The 19,203-nt window shown below is 70.6% G+C and carries 20 protein-coding genes and 1 tRNA gene; 7 read left to right on the top strand and 14 right to left on the bottom strand.

The window, feature by feature from the left end; genetic code table 11:
* Positions 1-573: 573 nt before the first annotated feature.
* Positions 574-658: transfer RNA gene (locus ACYVF7_RS06175), tRNA-Tyr, on the bottom strand.
* A gap of 160 nt (positions 659-818) precedes the next feature.
* On the opposite strand from ACYVF7_RS06175, the gene ACYVF7_RS06170 reads away from it, so the two are divergent.
* Positions 819-1,310: a YajQ family cyclic di-GMP-binding protein gene (locus ACYVF7_RS06170; protein ID WP_460336179.1), complete on the top strand. Its 492-nt coding sequence runs from the start codon at positions 819-821 to the stop codon at positions 1,308-1,310.
* A 174-nt stretch (positions 1,311-1,484) separates the two neighbouring features.
* On the opposite strand, the gene ACYVF7_RS06165 is transcribed toward ACYVF7_RS06170, so the two are convergent.
* On the bottom strand, positions 1,485-2,417 hold the full coding sequence (locus ACYVF7_RS06165) for a 1-aminocyclopropane-1-carboxylate deaminase/D-cysteine desulfhydrase (protein ID WP_460336177.1): 933 nt from the start codon (positions 2,415-2,417) through the stop codon (positions 1,485-1,487).
* Positions 2,418-2,564: 147 nt separating this feature from the next.
* Positions 2,565-2,831 carry a helix-turn-helix domain-containing protein gene (locus ACYVF7_RS06160; RefSeq protein ID WP_460336175.1) on the bottom strand — a complete coding sequence of 89 codons (267 nt, stop codon included), beginning with the start codon at positions 2,829-2,831 and terminating at the stop codon, positions 2,565-2,567.
* A 36-nt stretch (positions 2,832-2,867) separates the two neighbouring features.
* On the opposite strand from ACYVF7_RS06160, the gene map reads away from it, so the two are divergent.
* Together map and ACYVF7_RS06150 are read left to right on the top strand one after the other, a co-directional pair.
* Positions 2,868-3,626, top strand: a complete 759-nt coding sequence (map, locus tag ACYVF7_RS06155) for a type I methionyl aminopeptidase (protein WP_460336172.1) — start codon at positions 2,868-2,870, stop codon at positions 3,624-3,626.
* Positions 3,627-3,834: 208 nt separating this feature from the next.
* A complete protein-coding gene (locus tag ACYVF7_RS06150; RefSeq protein ID WP_460357803.1) occupies positions 3,835-4,344 on the top strand; it encodes a GNAT family N-acetyltransferase in 510 nt (169 codons plus the stop codon).
* An 87-nt stretch (positions 4,345-4,431) separates the two neighbouring features.
* On the opposite strand, the gene dacB is transcribed toward ACYVF7_RS06150, so the two are convergent.
* From dacB to ACYVF7_RS06110, 8 genes are all read right to left on the bottom strand, one after another.
* Positions 4,432-5,991 carry a D-alanyl-D-alanine carboxypeptidase/D-alanyl-D-alanine endopeptidase gene (dacB, locus tag ACYVF7_RS06145; protein ID WP_460336169.1) on the bottom strand — a complete coding sequence of 520 codons (1,560 nt, stop codon included), beginning with the start codon at positions 5,989-5,991 and terminating at the stop codon, positions 4,432-4,434.
* Positions 5,992-6,152: 161 nt separating this feature from the next.
* Positions 6,153-7,010: a zinc metalloprotease HtpX gene (gene htpX / locus ACYVF7_RS06140; RefSeq protein WP_460336166.1), complete on the bottom strand. Its 858-nt coding sequence runs from the start codon at positions 7,008-7,010 to the stop codon at positions 6,153-6,155.
* Positions 7,011-7,071: 61 nt separating this feature from the next.
* The gene (locus tag ACYVF7_RS06135; protein WP_460336163.1) at positions 7,072-8,529 is read right to left on the bottom strand and encodes an NADH-quinone oxidoreductase subunit N; all 1,458 of its coding nucleotides are present in this window, start codon (positions 8,527-8,529) and stop codon (positions 7,072-7,074) included.
* Positions 8,526-10,055 (bottom strand): complex I subunit 4 family protein, encoded by a 1,530-nt coding sequence (locus ACYVF7_RS06130; RefSeq protein ID WP_460336160.1) that lies wholly within the window; start codon positions 10,053-10,055, stop codon positions 8,526-8,528. Before ACYVF7_RS06130 ends, ACYVF7_RS06135 begins: the two co-directional genes overlap by 4 nt.
* 28 nt (positions 10,056-10,083) lie before the next feature.
* Positions 10,084-12,105 carry an NADH-quinone oxidoreductase subunit 5 family protein gene (locus tag ACYVF7_RS06125; protein WP_460336157.1) on the bottom strand — a complete coding sequence of 674 codons (2,022 nt, stop codon included), beginning with the start codon at positions 12,103-12,105 and terminating at the stop codon, positions 10,084-10,086.
* Positions 12,102-12,467, bottom strand: coding sequence for an NADH-quinone oxidoreductase subunit NuoK (nuoK, locus tag ACYVF7_RS06120; RefSeq protein ID WP_460336154.1), 366 nt, complete (start codon positions 12,465-12,467; stop codon positions 12,102-12,104). The genes ACYVF7_RS06125 and nuoK overlap by 4 nt, the downstream gene beginning before the upstream one ends.
* Positions 12,467-13,123 carry an NADH-quinone oxidoreductase subunit J family protein gene (locus ACYVF7_RS06115; RefSeq protein ID WP_460336152.1) on the bottom strand — a complete coding sequence of 219 codons (657 nt, stop codon included), beginning with the start codon at positions 13,121-13,123 and terminating at the stop codon, positions 12,467-12,469. Before ACYVF7_RS06115 ends, nuoK begins: the two co-directional genes overlap by 1 nt.
* Positions 13,120-13,611 (bottom strand): NuoI/complex I 23 kDa subunit family protein, encoded by a 492-nt coding sequence (locus ACYVF7_RS06110; protein WP_460336149.1) that lies wholly within the window; start codon positions 13,609-13,611, stop codon positions 13,120-13,122. Before ACYVF7_RS06110 ends, ACYVF7_RS06115 begins: the two co-directional genes overlap by 4 nt.
* A 107-nt stretch (positions 13,612-13,718) precedes the next feature.
* Between ACYVF7_RS06110 and ACYVF7_RS06105 the strand changes: the two genes are divergently transcribed.
* The 4 genes from ACYVF7_RS06105 to ACYVF7_RS06090 all read left to right on the top strand — a co-directional run bounded on the left by ACYVF7_RS06105 (position 13,719) and on the right by ACYVF7_RS06090 (position 16,983).
* A complete protein-coding gene (locus ACYVF7_RS06105; RefSeq protein WP_460336146.1) occupies positions 13,719-14,405 on the top strand; it encodes a ComEA family DNA-binding protein in 687 nt (228 codons plus the stop codon).
* Between the two features lie 68 nt (positions 14,406-14,473).
* Positions 14,474-14,974 (top strand): hypothetical protein, encoded by a 501-nt coding sequence (locus tag ACYVF7_RS06100; protein ID WP_460336143.1) that lies wholly within the window; start codon positions 14,474-14,476, stop codon positions 14,972-14,974.
* A complete protein-coding gene (locus ACYVF7_RS06095) occupies positions 14,962-16,335 on the top strand; it encodes a sensor histidine kinase (protein WP_460336141.1) in 1,374 nt (457 codons plus the stop codon). The genes ACYVF7_RS06100 and ACYVF7_RS06095 overlap by 13 nt, the downstream gene beginning before the upstream one ends.
* A 9-nt stretch (positions 16,336-16,344) precedes the next feature.
* Positions 16,345-16,983, top strand: a complete 639-nt coding sequence (locus ACYVF7_RS06090) for a response regulator transcription factor (protein WP_460336138.1) — start codon at positions 16,345-16,347, stop codon at positions 16,981-16,983.
* On the opposite strand, the gene ACYVF7_RS06085 is transcribed toward ACYVF7_RS06090, so the two are convergent.
* The 3 genes from ACYVF7_RS06085 to ACYVF7_RS06075 all read right to left on the bottom strand — a co-directional run bounded on the left by ACYVF7_RS06085 (position 16,980) and on the right by ACYVF7_RS06075 (position 19,116).
* Positions 16,980-17,540 carry a TetR/AcrR family transcriptional regulator gene (locus ACYVF7_RS06085; RefSeq protein ID WP_460336135.1) on the bottom strand — a complete coding sequence of 187 codons (561 nt, stop codon included), beginning with the start codon at positions 17,538-17,540 and terminating at the stop codon, positions 16,980-16,982. The two genes, ACYVF7_RS06090 and ACYVF7_RS06085, sit on opposite strands and share 4 nt — an antisense overlap.
* A gap of 14 nt (positions 17,541-17,554) precedes the next feature.
* Positions 17,555-18,391, bottom strand: a complete 837-nt coding sequence (locus ACYVF7_RS06080) for an alpha/beta fold hydrolase (protein ID WP_460336132.1) — start codon at positions 18,389-18,391, stop codon at positions 17,555-17,557.
* 170 nt (positions 18,392-18,561) lie between these two features.
* Entirely contained in the window at positions 18,562-19,116 is a 555-nt protein-coding gene (locus ACYVF7_RS06075; RefSeq protein WP_460336129.1) for an ArsR/SmtB family transcription factor, read from the bottom strand.
* Between the last annotated feature and the right edge of the window lie 87 nt (positions 19,117-19,203).

Below are 19,203 nucleotides of genomic sequence, written 5' to 3'. Positions count from 1 at the left end.
GTCAACCGTGCCGTGAATGACCGGGACACCCCACTAGCGCAATGACCGGAACGCGGCGTGGACCTCGGTGGTAAACAGCGTCGGTTCCTGCCAGGAGCGAAGTGATTGCCCCGGTCTGCTCGAACGTGCGGTTTTCCGGACGTCTTCCGCGGCGTCGGCTCAGCATGCGTCAGCGCCTCCCGCACCAGCCGCCGGTGCACCCCGTACCTGCGAGCCAGTGCCCGGACCGACAGCCCCTCCCGCCACGAATCACGCCGGATGCGCTCGAACAGCTCAGCCTTCGTGACCGCCACCAGACCCTCCTGACGCCGCGCAGCACCACGAGGCTCCCGCGCGCAACCCGCCCGGCGGGGCCTCTTCAAGCCGACATAAGGATTCCGTCACCCGCCCCAGCCCGGGCGGGGCCAGATCAAGCCGTCGTAGCCAGCGAATCTTGGTGCCAGGCCACCGGCTGGACTTCGGCACGTATTTGGCACAGCCACCCGCGCATGGCCGCCGACAGCCGTAGACAGCCGGACAGAACAAGATCGGCCCCTGACCGCTTAGACGCTGGTCAGGGGCCGTTTTCCCTGCTGGTGGCGGGTCCAGGGTTCGAACCTGGGTAGGCTAAGCCGACGGATTTACAGTCCGCTCCCATTGGCCACTCGGGCAACCCGCCGGGTAAGCCGCCGTAGCGACGCTCAGAAGGATAGCGGACTCTGGGCCCAAGGGTGACATCGGTTTCCAGAGGCCTGATCATCGGCGTCGGTGGCCCGGGAGCGGTCCGCCGCTCACTAGGCTCTTCAGAGAGATCGTCGTTATCCGTGAGGACATGAACCGTGGCTTCGGAAAGCTCTTTCGACATCGTGTCAAAGCTCGACCGGCAGGAGGTGGACAACGCTCTGAACCAGGCCGCCAAGGAGATCGCCAACCGGTTCGACTTCCGTAACGTTGACGCGGGGATCCGGTGGTCGGGCGAGACCATCGAGGTCCAGGCGAACAGTGAGGAGCGGGCCAACGCCGTCCTCGACGTCTTCAAGGAGAAGCTGGTCAAGCGCGGCGTCTCCCTGAAGGCGATCGACGCGGACGAGCCCAAGGCATCCGGGAAGCTCTACAAGCTCACCATCGGGCTGAAGGAGGGCATCTCCCAGGAGGATGCCAAGAAGATCGGCAAGATCGTCCGGGACGAGGGCCCGAAGGGTGTGCGGGCGCAGATCCAGGGTGACGAGCTGCGGGTCAGCTCGAAGAAGAAGGACGACCTGCAGACGGTGATCACCCTGCTCAAGGGCAAGGACTTGGACGTCGCCCTGCAGTTCACCAACTACCGCTAGATGGTCAGACGGTCAGGCCGTCTACCTGCGTCGGGAGTCCCGCGCGGTCCACGAGGGCGCATCCGGAGCACATGACCGAGAGCGCCGTCAACGATCGCGCGGCTTCTCATGTGCCTCGGGCCACTCCCGCGTAGCCCTGCGGGTCGCCCCGGTGCGTCGGGGTCAACCCGCTCGTCAAGAACAACGCCTCGCGCCGTCGTCTGCGACGCCGGTGATGACTGCGACGATACCTGAGCCCTCGGCGAATCGACCACGCCCAACAAGGTCGAAAATGCCGTACATCATCTTTGCGCCATAGATGCGATCTAGCTGCAGGCCGTGCTTGTCGGCGAAGTCATCGATGAACGCGGTCAGTCCCGGCTCCTGCTTTGCGTATCCACCGAAGTGGTAGTCGAGTTCGATCCGCCACCGACCGCGCTCGCGACCGTAGGTCCGCTCTTGCAGCTCTCGGACCTCATCGCTCAGGAACCCGCCTCCCTTGAGCACGGCGAACCCGATCGCCTCCTGCCCGGCCTGGAGTCCTGCGGCGACTCCGGCCAAGGTCCCGCCCGTTCCCACCGGGCAGCAGATGGCGGTGAAATGCTCGGTGATCTCTTCCGGTATCTCGGCGCATCCTCGCACTGCCAGAGCGTTGCTTCCGCCCTCCGGCAGCAGGTAGAACTCGCCGAACTCGTCGTGCAGCCGTTCCACGACGTCCGATTCATGTTTGCGCCGGTAGGCCGTGCGGTCCATGTACGTCAGGGTCATGCCCTGCTCGACGGCATAGGCCAACACGGGATTCAGCGGCTCATGCGGCTCGCCGCGGATGACCCCGATCGTCCGGAACCCGAAGTAGTGGCCGGCGGCCGAAACAGCCCGGATGTGGTTGGAGTAGGCACCCCCGAAGGTCAGCAGCGTCTCGTGGCCATCGCGCCGAGCGGCTTCGAGGTTGTACTTGATCTTGCGCCACTTGTTCCCAGGGATCTCCGGGTTGATCAAGTCATCCCGCTTGAGCAGCAGCCGTACCGAGCGGGCGGCCAGCCGAGAATCCACCAGCTCCTCGACAGGCGAGGGCAAGCGAAAGGACACGTCCCTCTGCCTGATCCTGCTGCGTTCGGTTGCCGCCATACCCAGGGAACGTACCGCCCGGTCCGCACGATCGCCGGCTGCACCCGAGACGCAGCCGTCGCCCCTGTGCAAACCCCCCGTCCAGGCGGACGGTGCGGGGCCACGTGACGGACACCCGCAGAGGGCCGGCTCCCCAGCGGGACGGTCTCAGCCGACCAGGCGGGAGTGGTCTTCGGGGGTGAGGCGGCGGGCCAGGTCGGTGAGGTCGAGGTCGAGGGCCTCGGCGAGGGCGGCGACGGTGAAGAAGGCGGGGGCGGCGATGGCGCCCCGCTCGATTTTGCGCAGGGTGTCGAGGGAGATGCCGGCCTCGGCGGCGACGGAGGCCGCGCTGCGTGGGCCGCGTGCGGCGCGGAGCACTTGGCCCAGGGCCCGGCCGCGGTCGCGCTGGTCTTCGGTGAGCGGGGTTCGCACCATGCCGAGGATTATAAGGCTGGTATTAAAATCTACCCCATGGTGACATTGAGGAGTCAGGCCGAGATCGATCGGATGCGCGAGGCGGGCCGGGTGGTCGGGGAGGCGCTGCGCCGGGTGACCGACGCGGTCGAGCCGGGGGTCAGCCTCGCCGAGCTGGACGCGATCGCGGCCGCCTGCATCAAGGAACATGGGGCGCGCTCCAATTTCCTGGGCTACCGCCCCGCCTGGGCGCCTACTCCGTACCCGGGAGTGCTGTGCCTGTCCGTCAACGACGTGATCGTGCACGGCATACCGGACAGACGGGTCCTCAAGACCGGGGACATCCTGTCCATCGACTGCGGCGCGGAGGTCGGCGGCTACCACGGTGACGCGGCGGTGACGGTGCCGGTCGGGGAGGTCGACGACGACGCGAGGCGGTTGATGGAGACCACGCGGGCGGCGCTGACGGCCGCGATCGCGGTGGCCGTTCCCGGCGGCCGGATGGGCGACATCGGGTACGCCGTGGAGACCACCGCGCGGCCGTACGGGCTGCTGGACGGAGTCGGTGGCCACGGCATCGGGACGGCCATGCACGAGGAGCCGGACGTCCCGAACACCGGACGGCCCGGGCGCGGGTTGCGGCTACGCGAAGGGCTGGTCATCGCGATCGAGCCAATGCTGATCGAGGGTGGCGTCGACGAGGGCCGTACGCTCGCCGACGGCTGGTCGATTGCCACCGCCGACGGCAGCCGGGCCGCCCACTTCGAGCACACGATCGCGATCACCGCGGACGGCCCGGTGATTCTCACCACGTGAGGCTCCAACCGGAACTCGCCGGCGACACCGCCCAGACCGTCCCGGCCGGAATTCGCCGGCGGCGCCCCCAGACCGTCTCGACCGGAATTCGCCGGCGGCGCGGCTCTGCCCTTACGGCCGGAATTCGCCGGCGGCGCCGCTCTGCCCTTACTGCCGGAATTCGCTGGCGGTGCCGCTCGGTCGTTCGATAGGACTGCCTGCCGTGACGATGTGGACACTGGCCCCTGAGCCCGTTGGATCTCCGGACGCGACCCGGCTGCGCCGGGAGTACTACACCGAGGTCGCCAGCCGCTACTGGAAGCGGCCCGCGACCCCGCGGGAGGTCGACGAGGGGCTGACCGGGGACGGCGCGGAGCTGCTCGTCCCGCCCACGGGTCAGTTCGTCGTCGGCAGGTACGGCAGGTACGGCAGGTACGGCGGGGAGGTCGCGGCCTGCGGCGGCGTCCTGCTGCTCGGCGACGACACGCACACCGCCGAGCTGACCCGGGTCTACCTGCGCCCGGCCTTCCGTGGCAGGAAGGGCGCGGGTCTTCTCCTGGAGTTCCTGGAGGAGGAGGCGCGTGTGCTGGGTGCCCGGCGGATGGTCCTCAACACCCGTCTCGATCTGATCGAGGCACGGTCGCTGTACGTACGGCACGGCTACGCCGAGATCCCGGCCTACTGCACGGGTCCGTACGTCGAGATCTGCTACGGCAAGGACCTGCGGCCGGCCGGATAGCCGGAGACGGCGCGGTGCCCCGCACGCACAGGTGAGTGCGTACGGGGCACCGGTCCGATCTGGTCGCTCAGGAACCGATGGCCGCGATCAGCGGTTCGTGGCCTTGCCCTTGGTCCAGGAGCTTTCGAGGTTGCCGCCGTTCTGCGCCGTCTCCTTGCGGAGGGTGCTCTGCGTGTCGGCGGACTTGCCCGACGCGAGGCGGATCGCGATCTTGTCCTCGAGGTCCTTGGGCGCACCGCCCTGGTAGCCGTTGAACATGATGGAGAACATCAGCGGCTGTCCGGTGTCGTCCTTCACGTAGCCGCTCAGCGCGGTGACGCCGGTGAGCGTGCCGGACTTCGCGTGGACGTTCCCGGCGGCGGCGGTTCCCTTCATCCGCGTCGCCAGGGTGCCGCCGACGAGCTTGTCGGGCTGACCGGCGATGGGCAGTGCGTTGTACCAGGTCGAGAACCAGGGCTTCGGCTGCACCGCCTGGAGGATGACGCTCACCTGCCTGGGCGTCGTGTGGTTCGTGCGCGAGAGCCCGGAGCCGTCGGTCTGCTTGACCTTGGTGGTGTCGACGCCGAGCGTCTTCAGGTACTTGGAGATCGCGGCGATGCCCGCGGTCCGGGTGCCCTTGCCCGAGACCTTACGGCCGATCGCCTTCGTCAGGATCTCGGCGATCTGGTTGTTGCTCAGCTTGAGGAAGGGCGTCGCCAGCTGGGACAGCGGCATCGACTTCCGGGTGGTGACGACCTTGGCGCCCTTGGGGGTCGCGGCCCGCTTGGTCGAGCCGACGACGGTAACGCCGTGCGCCTTGAGGGCGCTGCGGAAGACGTCGGCCGCGTACTGCGTCGGGTTCGGCGCGGTGGAGAGGTGGTCCTCCTTACCGCCGTTCGCCGGGTAGGAGCCGGTGATGACCACCTGGTTGGTGCCGCCCGTACGGTCGACCGACACGGTGGAGCTCGTTCCTGCCTTCCCCGTCGTCGCGTGGTTGACGATCTTCACGACGCTCGTCGCGGGCGTCAGGGCGACCTTGACGGGCTGGCCCTCCTGGCCTGGGGTGATGGTCACGCCGATCGATCCGGCGTCGAACACGTCGTCCGGGGAGACGTTCAGGGCCGAGATTCCGGCCCCGTAGGAGTAGGGCAGGTCGGTGGGGTCCCAGCTCGGCGGGGTGTACTCCTGGTCGAACCAGGTGTCGTCGGCGACCAGGTTGCCCTTGATCTTCTTGATGCCCTTGGCCTTGATCGCGGCGGCGAGCTTGTCGTAGTCGGCTCCCCGCAGGGTGGGGTCACCGGTGCCCTTCAGATAGAGGTTCTTGCCGGCCGTGTAGACGGTGGTCTTGAACCGGTAGTCGGCACCGAGGATCCCGAACGCCGCCGTGGAGGTCTCGATCTTGTTGTTCGAGCCCGGGATCTCCTGCGTGTCGGAGTTACGGTCGTAGAGGACCGCGCCGGTCTTGGCGTTGCGGACGATGACACCGACGCTCGCGCCCTTCAGGCGGCTGTCCGTGAGGATGTTGTCGATGTCGGTCTTGAGGTCGCCGCTGGTGGCCGCCGTCGGAGACGCGTTGATCGTATTCGTCTGTGCGAGGGCCACGGCCGCCGTCGCGACGACCGCTCCGCCCGCCACAACGGCGAGCGTCCCTTTCAAAGATCGGCTCATGACAGCCGATGGTAACGATCAAGAAACGACTCGAACGCACTATCGGGTGATTTAGTCGAAAATCATGAATAATTCATGGCTTCATCCCGGATGCGGGCCTTACTGCGCATTTCCCCGAGACACCCGATGGCGGCCAGGCGTCGTGACACACCCGACCATGGTCAGCGGCGGTAGCCGGCCATCTCCTCGAGGCGGGCGATGCGCTGGGCGGTCGGCGGGTGCGTCGAGAACAGTCGGACCAGCCCCTCGCCCCGGAACGGGTTGGCGATCATCAGGTGGCTCACCGCGGTCAGGCGGCCGTCCTCCGGCAGGGGCAGCTGGCGCGTACCGCTCTCGATCTTGCGCAGGGCGGAGGCGAGGGCGAGCGGGTCGCCGCTGAGCTGGGCGCCGGACGCGTCGGCCTGGAACTCCCGGGTGCGGCTGATGGCCAGTTGCACGATCGTGGCCGCGATCGGGCCGAGGATCATCATGAGCAGCGCCCCGAACACGCCGGGGCCGTCCTCGTCGTCGGAGTTGCCGAACGGGATCAGCCAGGCGAGGTTCGCCACCCAGGTGACGACGGCGGCCAGGGCGCCCGCCACCGAGGAGATCAGGATGTCGCGGTTGTAGACGTGCGAGAGCTCGTGCGCGAGGACCGCGCGCAGTTCGCGTTCGTCCAGGATCTGCAGGATGCCCGTCGTGCAGCAGACCGCCGCGTTGCGCGGGTTGCGCCCGGTGGCGAAGGCGTTCGGCGCGATCGTGGGCGAGATGTACAGGCGCGGCATGGGCTGGCGGGCGCCCGTCGACAGCTCGCGGACGATGCGGTACATCACCGGCTGTTCGACCTCGCTCACCGGCCGGGCGCGCATGGCCGACAGCGCGATGCGGTCGCTGAGGAAGTACGCGACGCCGTTCGTGGCCAGGGCGATCACGAGGGCGATCGTCAGGCCGGCTCGGCCGCCGAGCGCGCCTCCGATGAGGAGGATCAGCGCCGACATGACTCCGAGCAGGGCGGCCGTCTTCACACCATTGAAACGCAACTAGCGACACCTCCCCATATCCCCGTTAAGATCAACGGGCTGACCTGGAGAAATGTTCCCGTCAGGGCACTGCCAGGGCCGCGGCGTGCAGGACGAGTTCAGGGGCCACGGAGACCACGACCGCCCCGGCCAGCGCGACCGCGATCGCGATTCCGCCCGCGCGGCCCACGCGCACGCGCTTGGCCTTTCCGGCGGCGAAGAGCCGCGCGGCCCAGGTCAGGTAGTAGTACAGGCCGATGACGGTGTTGATCGCCATGATCACCGCGAGCCAGGTGGCCGCGCCGCCGACCGCCGCGCGGAACACCACGACCTTGGCGAGCAGCCCCATGACGCCCGGCGGCAGCCCGGCCAGGCAGATGAGGAAGAACGCCAGGGCGAGGGCGCTGCCCGGGTTGACCCGCGCCAGGCCCCGGTAGGACTCAAGGTCGCGGACCCCGCGCCGGGCGGCGACCGTGACGACGGCGAACGCCCCGATGTTCATGATCGCGTACATGGCGACGTACGCCGCCGTCGCCGTCATCCACTCGTGCGGGCGTACGCGGGCGCCCCCGGCCATCGGCGCGAGGATGTAGCCGCTCTGCGCCACCGAGGACCACGCGAGCAGGCGCACGGCGTCGGTCTGGCGGAGGGCCAGGAGGTTGCCGAGCGTCATCGTCGCCGCGGCCAGCACGCCCATCAGCGGGCCCCAGGTGTGGCCGAACGGCCAGAACCCGGCGGTCAGCACGAGGGTCAGCCCGGCGAAGCCGCCCGCCTTCGACACGACCGACAGGAACGCCGCGACCGGCAGCGGGGAGCCCTGGTAGACGTCCGGGGCCCAGAAGTGGAACGGCACGGCCGCGATCTTGAAGCCGAAGCCGGCGACGGTCAGGACGATGCCCGCCGCCGCCACGGGTCGCAGGTCGCCGTGCACGTGGGCCAGGCCGGCGGCCACCCGGTCGAGGTGCATCGCACCGGTGACGCCGTACACGAGGCTGATGCCGAAGAGCGTCACCGCCGACGACACGACCGACACCAGGAACAGCTTCAGCGCCGCCTCGGACGCCGTCCCGTCGTACCGCCGCAGCGCCACGAGCGCGAACACCGGCAGCGACAGCGTCTCCAGCGCGACGACGAGTGTGATCAGGTCCCGGCCCGCAGCGAGCAGCAGCGCGCCGAGGATCGCGGCGAGCAGCAGGAAGTGGTACTCCCCCACCGGCAGCGCCGACCGCCGCATCTCGCCGTGCGACAGCAGCACGACGACGACGGCCGCGAGCAGCACCACCGCCTGGAACAGCATGGTGAAGTCGTCGGCGACGTACGAGCAGGAGGGGTGGCCGCCCGGCTGGACGGCGGCCGCGCAGAGCGTCGACCTCCCGTGGCCGAACGGCAGCGCCACCGCGGCCGCCACCAGGGACAGGACGGTGAGCGCGCCGACCGCCTTCGCCGCCGCGCCGAACGCGTCGGCCAGCAGCACGGCGACCGACGCCACCGCGACGATCAGAGCCGGGAGGATCGCCAGATAGTCGATCGACTGGATCATCGGGCCCCCAGGAGCAGGTGGACGGCCCCGTCGGTGAGGGCGAGGAGCGTCTTCGGCCACAGCCCGATGAACACCGTGGCGGTGATCAGCGGCGTCCAGGCCAGCAGCTCGTGCGACATGACGTCCGCGAACCGGGTGTCGCGCCAGCGCTCGGCCACCGGGCCGTGAGTGACCTTGGACAGCATCCGCAGGAAGTACGCGGCGGTGAGCACCGCCCCGATCCCGCCGACCGCCATGAAGGTCACGAACGTCGGCCTCGGCAGCCCGGCGTGCGGCTGGTACGCGCCGAGCAGCGCGAGCATCTCGCCCCAGAACCCGGCCAGGCCCGGCAGCCCCAGGCTGGCCACCGACGCGAACGTGAGGATCGAACCGAGGTACGGCGCCTTGGCGAGCATGCCGCCGCCCAGGGCGTCCAGGTCACCCGTGCCGTACCGCTCCTTGACCGCCCCGGCCAGGAAGAACAGCAGGCCGGTGATCAGGCCGTGCGCGATGTTGCCGAACAGCGCGGCGTTCAGCCCCACCGGCGTGAGCGTCGCGATGCCGAGCAGCACGAAGCCCATGTGCCCGATCGACGAGTAGGCGATCATGCGCTTGAGATCCCGCTGCGCGAGGCAGGCGAGCGCGCCGTACACGATCCCGATGACGGCGAGGAGGCCGAGCCACGGCGCCCACACCTTCGCGCCCTCCGGCGCCATCGGCACGGCGATGCGGACGAAGCCGTACGTGCCCATCTTCAGCAGCACCCCGGCGAGGAGCACCGAGCCGACGGTGGGCGCCTCGGTGTGGGCGTCCGGCAGCCAGGTGTGCAGCGGCCACATCGGCGTCTTGACCGCGAAGCCCAGGGCCAGCAGCCCGAACGCGGCGATCTGCAGGCCGTGGGACAGGCCGGCGCCGTGCCGCGCGGTGAGGGCGGTCATGTCGAACGTGCCGGCGTTCACCGCGACGATGAGGATGCCGACGAGCAGGAAACCCGAGCCGAGCAGGGTGTAGAGGATGAACTTGTTCGCCGCCGCCCGGGCGCGCGCGGCGGAGTCCTTGCCGCCCGAGCCGCCCCAGTCGGCGATCACGAAGTACATCGGGATGAGGACGACCTCGAAGAACACGAAGAACAGCAGGAGGTCGAGGGACACGAACGTGCCGAGCATCCCGACCTCGAGCAGCAGGATCAGCCCGATCAGCGCCTGCGGCGACCCGCCCGCCGAAGGGAGCACGCGGGCCGAATAGACCATGCACAGGAACGTCAGCGCCGCCGTCAGCACGATCAGCGGCAGCGAGATGCCGTCGACGCCCAGGTGGAGGCGGAGCCCGATCGAGCGGGCCCAGGTGACGTTCACGCCGAGTTGCGGGCCGCGCCGGCCGTAGTCGAAGGCCGCGGCCGCCACGACGGCCAGCGCGAGGGTCACCGCCGTGACGGCCAGCCCGTACAGCCGGGACAGGCGGGTCACCCGGCGCGGGCTCCCGGGCAACGGCACGAGCATTCCCAGCGCGCCGAGGAAGGGCACCGCGAGCATCGCCGCAAGGATCATGTCAACACCGCCGGCATCGTCGCGACGATCATGTCAGCACCACCACCGCGACCACGATCAGCACCACTCCCGCGAAGAGCCCCGAAATGTACGCCTGCGCGTTGCCGCCCTCGGTGACCCGCAGCAGGCCGCCGAGCCGTCGTGCGCCCCGCCCGGAGCCCTCGACGCCCGCGTCGACGACCCGCGCGTCGACGCGTACGACGAGCCGGGCCAGGGCCAGCACCGGCCGGACGATCGCGACATCGTAGACGGTGTCGACGTAGAACGCGGCGCGCAGGACCGGCCGCGCCGGGCCGAGCAGGCGCACCGGGTCCAAGGCCGGGTCGTTGTTCCACACGAGGTACACGCCGCCCGCTCCGGCGGCGGCGCACAGCAGCGAGACCACCGCCATGCCCCACTCGGGCCGCAGCCGTTCACTGAACGGCCCGATCAGCCCGAGCAGGAGGGCCGGCACGGCGAGGACCGCCACCGGCCAGCGCATCAGCGGTGTCGCCTCCCGGGCCCGGAACGCCGACCGCTGCTCACCGAAGAACGTCACGAGCCAGGTCCGCGTGGCGTACGCGGCGGTCACCACCGTGGTGAGAAGCGCGGTCACCAGCACCAACCACGCCACCCACGACGGGATGGCCGGCGGGGTCCCGTGGAGGGCGTGCCGCAGCATGAAGTCGTACCCCGGGCTCTCGGCCTTCCCGGACCCGCGCAGAGGCGTGTAGGCGAACGCGTGGTACATAGGCGACTTCTCCGGGTGCGTGGCCGCCCATGCCTGGGACAGGATCGTGTCCTTGCTGAAGAAGCCGCTGGTGGGCGGGATCCCGGCCAACGCCGCGAAACCGACCGTCATCGACCAGAACGTCACCGGCATGGCGATGCGCAGCCCGCCCATCGCGCTCATCATGTTCGAGCCGACCGTGACGATCACGCAGCCCGCGCCGAGGAACAGCAGCGCCTTGAACGCCCCGTGCGTCAGCAGGTGGAACACCGCGCCGTCACGCGTCCCCACAGCCAGGCCCGCCGCCATGTACGCGAGCTGGCTGATCGTCGAGTAGGCCAGCACGCGTTTGAGATCGTCCTGAGCGAGCGCGGCCAGCGCCGCCCCGAGCATGGAGATCGCGGCGATCACCCCGAGCACCGCCAGCGACGTCGGCGCGAACCAGAACGCCGGGTAGAGCCGGGCGACGACATACACGCCCGCCGCGACCATGGTCGCCGCGTGGATCAGCGCGCTGATCGGCGTGGGACCGGCCATGGCGTCCGGCAGCCAGGTGTGCAGCGGGAACTGCGCGCTCTTGCCCGCGACGCCGCACAGCAGCAGGAGCGTCCCCGCGACCAGTGTCGTGTGCGACATGGCCGGGACGTGCGCGAGGACGGTCCGCAGGTCGAAGGAGTGCGCGCCCAGGCCGAGCACGAAGATGCCGAACAGGAAGCCGACGTCACCGAGCCGGGTGACGAGGAACGCCTTCACGGCCGCCCGTGACGTCGCCCGGTCGTGCCAGTAGTGCCCGATCAGGAAGTACGAGCAGATGCCCATGACCTCCCAGCCGACGTACAGCACCAGCAGGTCGCCGGACAGGACGACGAGCAGCATCGCCGCGGTGAACAGCGACACGAACGCGGCGTAGGAGGAGTAGCGCGGGTCGTCGCGCATGTAGGCGACGGAGTAGATCTGCACCGCCAGCGCCACGCAGCAGACGAGGAGCGCCACGACCGCGGACAGCCCGTCGACGTTCAGGGACACGCCGATGGACAGGCTTCCCGTCGGGACGCGCGCGAGCGTGCCCACGCGCAGGCCCGGCCGCTGCCACTCGTAGACCGCCAGGACGGCGGTGAGCACGGTCGACGCCGCGACGGGCAGGACGGCGATGAGGGCCGGGCCGTTCGCGGGCATCCGCCGGGCCAGCACGAGCGCGCCGCGCCGGGCGGCGCCCGGCGCGGGCGCGCGCAGCCGGCGCGCCAGCGGGGACAGCAGATGCGAGACCGTGTGCCCGAACAGCATGCCGGCGAACGCGGCGGCGAACGGGAGCACGACCGCGACGGCCGCCAGGACGATCACCGGCGCACCCCTTCGTCGTCGGTCATGGCGCCCACGTCGAGGTCGGGGTCCGGATCGCCCTCGGCGAGCGTGCGGAGCCGGTCGACGTCGACCGTACGGCGGTTGCGGTAGATGAGGAGCACCAGCGCGAGGCCGATGCCCACCTCGGCGGCCGCGAGCACGATGACGAACAGCGTCAGCACCTGGCCGCCGTGCAGCCGGTCGGCCCACTTCATGTCGAACACGACGAGGTTGAGGTTGACCGCGTTGAGCATCAGCTCGACGGACATCAGCACGAGGATCGCGTTGCGGCGGGCGAGTACGCCGTACACGCCCACCGAGAACAGCAGGGCCGCGATCACCACCGGGTAGACGAGGTGCATCAGATCTCCTCGTCCACGCGGGACAGCACGATCGTGTCCTCCTCGTCGGGGTCGGTTCGTCTCTTGGCCGCGCCGATCCGCCGGGCGACCGGGCCGCGTGGTGCGGGCCGCCGCGGGCGCTCGGGCTCCTCGTCGGGCTCGGGGCCCGCGCCGCGGATGTCGGTGCGGGACAGCACGATCGCGCCGATCAGCGCGGCCAGCAGCAGCACCGACAGCGCCTCGAACGGCAGCACCCACGTCTGGAACAGGCTCGCGCCCAGCGTGTGCGACGAGCCGCTGCCCACCCGGTCCTTGATCGGCATGTACGCCGAGCGGAACCCGCGGACCAGCGTCGTCACCAGCACTCCCGCGGTCGCCGCCGCGACCACGAGGGCGACGATCCGGTTGCCGGAGTCGAGATCCTCCGAACGGCCGATCGGCGCCCGGGTCAGCATGATCCCGAACAGCAGGAGCACGACGACGGCGCCGACGTAGATCAGCACCTGCACCCAGGCGACGAACTCCGCCGCCAGCACGAGGTACGAGCCGGCCAGCGCGCCGAACGAGACGACCAGCCACAGGGCGGCGTGCACGAGCTGCCGCGTGGCGACGACGAGCACGCCGGCGCCCACGGCGACGACTCCGAGCAGCACGATGACGACGTCCGCCGCGGTCACCTCGTCTTCAGCTCCTTGGGCGACTCGGCGCCGGGGTCGTGCGCGGGCGGCGGCGGGACGGTCCACATCCACTCGCGGAGCCGCTCGCGCTCGTGCGTCAGCTCGTTGATGTCGTACTCGGCGTACTCGAACTCCGGCGACCAGAACAACGCGTCGAACGGGCACGCCTCGATGCAGATCCCGCAGTACATGCACAGCGCGAAGTCGATGGCGAACCGGTCGAGGACGTTACGGGTGCGCGCCCGGCCGCCCTCCGGCGCGGGCAGCGTCTCCTTGTGCGAGTCGATGTAGATGCACCAGTCGGGGCATTCGCGGGCGCAGAGCATGCAGACAGTGCAGTTCTCCTCGAACAGCGCGATGACGCCACGACTGCGTGGCGGCAGGTCAGGCTGCACCTCGGGGTACTGCCGCGTGATCGAACGCCGCGTCATCGTCCGCAGCGTCACCGCGAGACCCTTCGCCAGGCCAGTTCCGGGAAGCCGTGCCACGGTTCACCATGATTACGTATAGAGAGCGGGTTCCGAAACCGACGCTATACCCATAGCGTCAAAGCGGAGTGAGGCACTTCGAGGGTCGCCCGGCTTACCATCGGCCCATGACGCGGTCGCCGATGCCCCCGCCAGAACGACGATCGTCGCAACTTCCGCCGAAGCCTCCCTCCGACGGGATGGGGTGGGCGGTGGTGCCGCTCATCACGGTGGGGCTCGGCTCGCCGGTCTCCTTCCTGTACGCCGCCGTGCGGCGGCGGTCGGCGGGGCTCGCGGCGGCCGCGGCGGGGTACTCCGGCGCGCTGGTCGCGTCGTACGAGGCGCTCACCGCGCAGGGCGACGTGCCGCACACGATCGGCCTGCTCCTGCTGCTCGGCACGTGGATCTTCAGCGGGATGCACGCCGTCGGCATCCGGCAGCGCCTCTACCCGCCCGCCGACCCCAGCGACCAGCGGAACCGCCGGGTCGTGGAGGCGGCGCGGTACCGCCGGACGCTCCGTACGGAGGCCCGCCGGATCGCGACGGAGGATCGCGTCATGGCGCACGAGCTGCAGATCGGCCGGCCCGACCTGGGCCCGCGCCCGTACGACGACGGCGGGCTGATCGACGTGAACCACGCCCCGCCGCAGGCGCTGAGCATGCTGCCCGGCGTGACGCCGGAGATCGTCGACCGGATCGTCCGCTGCCGGGCCGAGCACGGGGCGTTCATCTCCGCCGAGGAGCTGGCGATGCAGGCCGACCTGCCGCCCCGCATCGTCCCCGACATCGCCGAGTACGGCCTGTTCCTCCATTGACGGTGGGGTTGCCCGAACCCCGGTTTCCGTACTGCCACGATCGCCCCGCGGGGCACCCGGTCGCGAGCATGGAGGCACGACTTCGCCGCTCGACCGGGGAGACCTCGATGACCGCGTTGACCTCTCGATCCTTGACCGCCGCCTGGTGGCAGGCGCCGTTCACCGCCGAGCCCTGGCGGCGCACCGGCTACGTCCTCGCGTCACCCGTCACCGCGCTGCTGGCGATCGCCGACGGCGGGCGGCTGCAGCGCCGCCTGGCGGGCGCGCTCCTCGGCCGCGAGGTGCGGGCCACCCGGCTGCGGGGGATCGCCGCGCTGCCGCTCGCCTACCTCAGCATTGTGATCACCGCTTACGGATGGCTGCTCGTGGCCATGAATCTCGGCTATCCGGTACGTTGGGCGATCGGAATGGGCGGATCGTACGAGCACGCGTGGGGCGGCCCCACATTCGTCGGAGCGTGGGCGTTTCACGCGGTCTTCGGCGGGCTGACCTTCCTGTTCCTCATGCCGTGGATCCTGCGCGGCCTGAACGCGATCCACGTCCGGATCCTGGGGCGATGCGACGCCTGAGCCCCGGCGCGGCGTCCCGACCGGCGGCGTCACGGGCGGCGAAGTCGGGAGCGGCCCCGGCCCTCGGGCGGCGAGCGCGGGCGGGTTCCCGAGTGGCGGGCGCGCTGTGGGCGTCGTTCGGCCGGCGGACGGCGGCCGAGCTGCTGTACGCCCTCACGAGCATCCCCCTGGCCGTCCCCGGATTCTGCTACGCGGTGGCGACGCTCGCGCTCGGCGCGGGCCTGTCCGTCACCGCCGTCGGCATCCCGCTGCTCGCACTGGCGCTGGCCGGCGCCCGGAGGTTCGGCGGCCTGTACCGCGCGCCGGCCGGGCGGCTCCTCGGAGAGCGGGTACGGGCGCCGGCGTCGCCGCGACCGGGCACCGGCTTCTACGGGCGGGTCCAGGCCTCGCTCGGCGACGCCGCCGGCTGGCGGGCGATGGCCTACTTCCTCCTCCGGCTGCCCCTCGCCGCGCTGTACCTCTACGTCGTCCTCTGCGCCTGGGGATGGAGCGTCGTCGCGCTGACCTACCCGATTCAGCGCGCGCTCGGCTGGAACGACATGACGGCCCAGGACGAGCGCGGCCTGATCCGGCACGGCCTCCCGGTCGGCGGCCTCCACTTCGGCACCTGGCCGCGCGATCTGGTCGTCTCGGCCGCCGGCGTCGTCCTCCTGTTCGTCGCGCCGTGGGCGGTGCGGGCGGTCGTGCTGCTGGACCGGATGCTGATCCGGCGGCTGCTGGGCGCGTCCACCGCCGCCGAGCGCATCCGCACCCTGGAGGAGACCCGGGCGAGCGCGGTCGACGACGCCGCCGCGACGCTCCGCCGCATCGAGCGGGACCTGCACGACGGCGCACAGGCCCGTCTGGTCGCGCTCGCCATGCAGCTCACCCTGATGCGGGAGACCGCGCCGGACGGCCCGGTCCGGGAGCTCGCCACCGCCGCTCAGTCGACGGCGAAGGCGGCGATCACCGAACTGCGCGAACTCGTCCGCGGCATTCACCCGCCCGTCCTGGACAGCGGGCTCGACGCCGCCCTGGCCACACTCGTGGCGGGCGCCGGCCTGCCCGTGGAGCTGCGCGCCGACATCCCCGTACGGCCGACGGCGGCGATCGAGTCGATCGCGTACTTCTGCGCCGCCGAGCTGCTGACCAACGTCATCAAGCACAGCGGCGCGAGCCGGGCCGGGATCGAGGTCGTGCAGCGCGACGATCGCCTGCGGCTGAAGGTGTGGGACGACGGCTCGGGTGGCGCGATCGTCGGCGCGGGTTCGGGCCTGCCCGGGCTCGCCGAGCGGATCCGGCCGGTCGACGGCCTCCTGGAGGTCGTCAGCCCGCCCGGCGGCCCGACGACGGTCACCGTCGAACTCCCTTCTCACGCGTAGGATCCGCCCGTGCGCATTGTGATCGCAGACGACGCCGTCATCCTGCGGGAAGGACTCGCCCAGCTGCTGGCCGCCCGCGGGCACGAGGTGGTCGCGGGAGTGGGGGACGCCGCGTCGTTGCGAGAGGCGGTCGCGGCACACCACCCGGACGTCGCCGTCATCGACATCCGGATGCCGCCGACGCACACGGACGAGGGACTGCGCGCGGCGCTCGACCTGCGCCGTGACCATCCGCACGTGGGGCTCCTGCTGTTCTCCCAGTACGTCGAGACGCGGTTCGCCGCCCAACTACTGGCCGGATCGCCCTCGGGCGTCGGCTATCTGCTCAAGGAGCGCGTCGCCGACCTCGACGACTTCGTCGACGCGCTGCGGCGGGTCGACGCGGGCGGGACCGCCCTGGACCCGGAGGTGGTCAAGCAGCTGCTGGGCTCCCGCCACCAGGGCGTCGGCGCGCTGACCCCGCGCGAGCGCGAGGTGCTGGCCCTGATGGCCGAGGGCCGGGCGAACTCGGCGATCGCCAAGACCCTCGTCGTCTCCGACCGGGCGGTGGAGAAGCACATCGCCAACATCTTCACCAAGCTCGGCCTGGCGCCGTCGGGCGACGATCACCGCCGGGTGATGGCGGTCCTGCACTACCTCAGGTCTTAGGGCTTGAGGCCCCGGTCGACGAAGTCGATCATCCAGTCGAAGCTCTCGTCGACGTCGCCGCTCCACTGGAAGCCGTTCGATGCCTGCAGCGCGGCGAACCCGTGGAACAGGCATCGCAGCGTGCGGATCGCGTGGACCATCTCGCTCTCCTCGACGCCGTAGCCGCGCAGGATCGCGGCCATCGACTCGAGGACCCGGGCGCTCGCGTCGTACAGATCGTCACCGGGCCCGGTGACCTCGGCCCCGACCGTCGCGGTGTAGCGGCCGGGGTGGGCGGTGACGTACGTGGCGAACGCCCGGGCGAAGGCGGCCAGCGCGTCCGAGCCGGCCCTGCCCTGGATGGCGGCCCGGACGGCCTCGCCGAGCTCGGTCATCGCCAGGGTGGCGATCCGGCGGCGCAGGTCGTCCAGGCCATCGACGTGCTTGTACAGGGACGGGCTGCGGACGCCGAGCCGCTGGGCGAGCGTGCCCATCGCCAGGTCCTGGTAGCCGACTTCGTCGGCCAGCTCGGCCCCGGCGCGGACGACGTCGGCGGCGGTCAGTCTTCCCCGTGGCATGGATCCTCCTCCGATCAGGCCGCCGTGTGCTCCTTGAGGAACGGCACCATGACCGCGGCGACCTCCTCGGGGAACTGCGTGTGCGGGTAGTGCCCGGCGCCCTCGATCATCGCGACCGTGCCGAGACCGGCGGGCATCTCGGCGACGATGCCGTCCGCCTCGGCCTTCGGGTCGGCCCAGTCGGGGTCGAGCGTGCCCATGATCACCAGCGCCGCGCACCGGATGTTACCGAGCTGCGCGCCGGCGTCGACCGGCGCCGACTTACCCATCTTCTGCATGGCGGCCATGCGGCCGTCCTCGCTCAGGTTGGCGCGGATGGCGTCGACGCGCTCGGCGAAGTCGGCGGGCTTGGCGCTGGGGAAGGCGTGGTCGAGGTAGCGGGCCCACAGCTTCACGCTGCCGGACATCGCCGTCCTCATGAGCAGGCTCAGGCCCTTGCGGTACCGGCCGTTCGTCAGGAAGCCGCCGAAGTCGAGCTTCTGGGCGCGGGTGAACGGGTCGACCTCGACGATGGCGCCGACGAGCTCCGGCTCCTGAGCCGCCGCGATCGTGGCGGACCCTCCGGAGAAGGAGTGCCCCACGACGACCGCCGGCCCGCCCAGGTGGCGGATCAGCGCCAGCAGGTCGCCGGCCGTGTCCGTACGGGTGTAGGACGCCCAGCCGGTGCTGGACTCGCCGTGCCCGCGCAGGTCCGTGGTCGCCACCCGGAAGCCGGCCGCGACGAGCCGCTGAGCCAGGACGCGATAGGCGCTGCGCATGTCTCCCATGCCGTGCGAGAGCACGACCAGCGGGCCCTCACCGGTCACGTCGTAGGCGATCCGTCCGCCGTCGATGCTCAGGAACTCGGTCATCGCCATCTCCTTTGGCTAATCTTGATAGCCCTAAAGCTAATCTGATTAGCCGGAGCCGTCAAGCCCTCCTCGATCGGGGTGCAGGCGGTGGTTCACGAGCGACCGCCCGACCGGGTGTCAGGCCCGGTCGGGTCAGCCCCCCGCACGGGGGCGACCGCTCTCCTACCTCGTCACTCCGGGTCGTCGGGGGCGCAGAAAAAGCGAAAGGCGATCCGGCGGGCGCCTTCGGGGGCGTCCGCCCGTGTCCGCGAGTAGCGCTCGACCAGTGCGAGGTAGTCGCGCATGAAGGCGTGGAGGTCCTCTTTCGCGAGGTAGGCGCCATTGTGCCGCTGGACCTGGGCCCAGCCCTCCGGCCCGGCGTACTCCTTCAGCGCACGTATGTAGAGCTCGGTGTCGGTGGCGAGCTTCAGCCTGGCGAAGTTCTCGGCGGCGGCGTACTCGGCCGGCGTCATCGTCGCCGGGTCGGGCGTCTGGTGGCTGAACGGCAGCGGCCGCCACCACCGCTCTCGGCCGCCGGACTTCTCCGCGACCTCCTCGATGAGGTTCAGCTCGGCGAGCTTCCGCAGGTGGTAGCTGGTCGTCCCGGTGCTCTCCCCGAGCGCGGCGGCGAGGGCCGTGGAGTTCGCCTCGCCGTGGCGCTCGAGGTAGTCCAGGATGCTGCGCCGCAGCGGGTTGCCGAGCGTCCGGTACAGCGCGGTGCGCTGGGCGCTGTTCAGGTCCGCCATATTGCAAAGTTATCTCTGCAGAGAAATCTTTGCAATCGTGTACGGTGTCCGGCGTGCGGGGTCACGGGCCGGCACCCGTCCCGCACG

It is taken from the genome of Actinoallomurus acanthiterrae (assembly GCF_054775715.1).
This window is presented reverse-complemented; position numbering and strand designations above follow the sequence as displayed.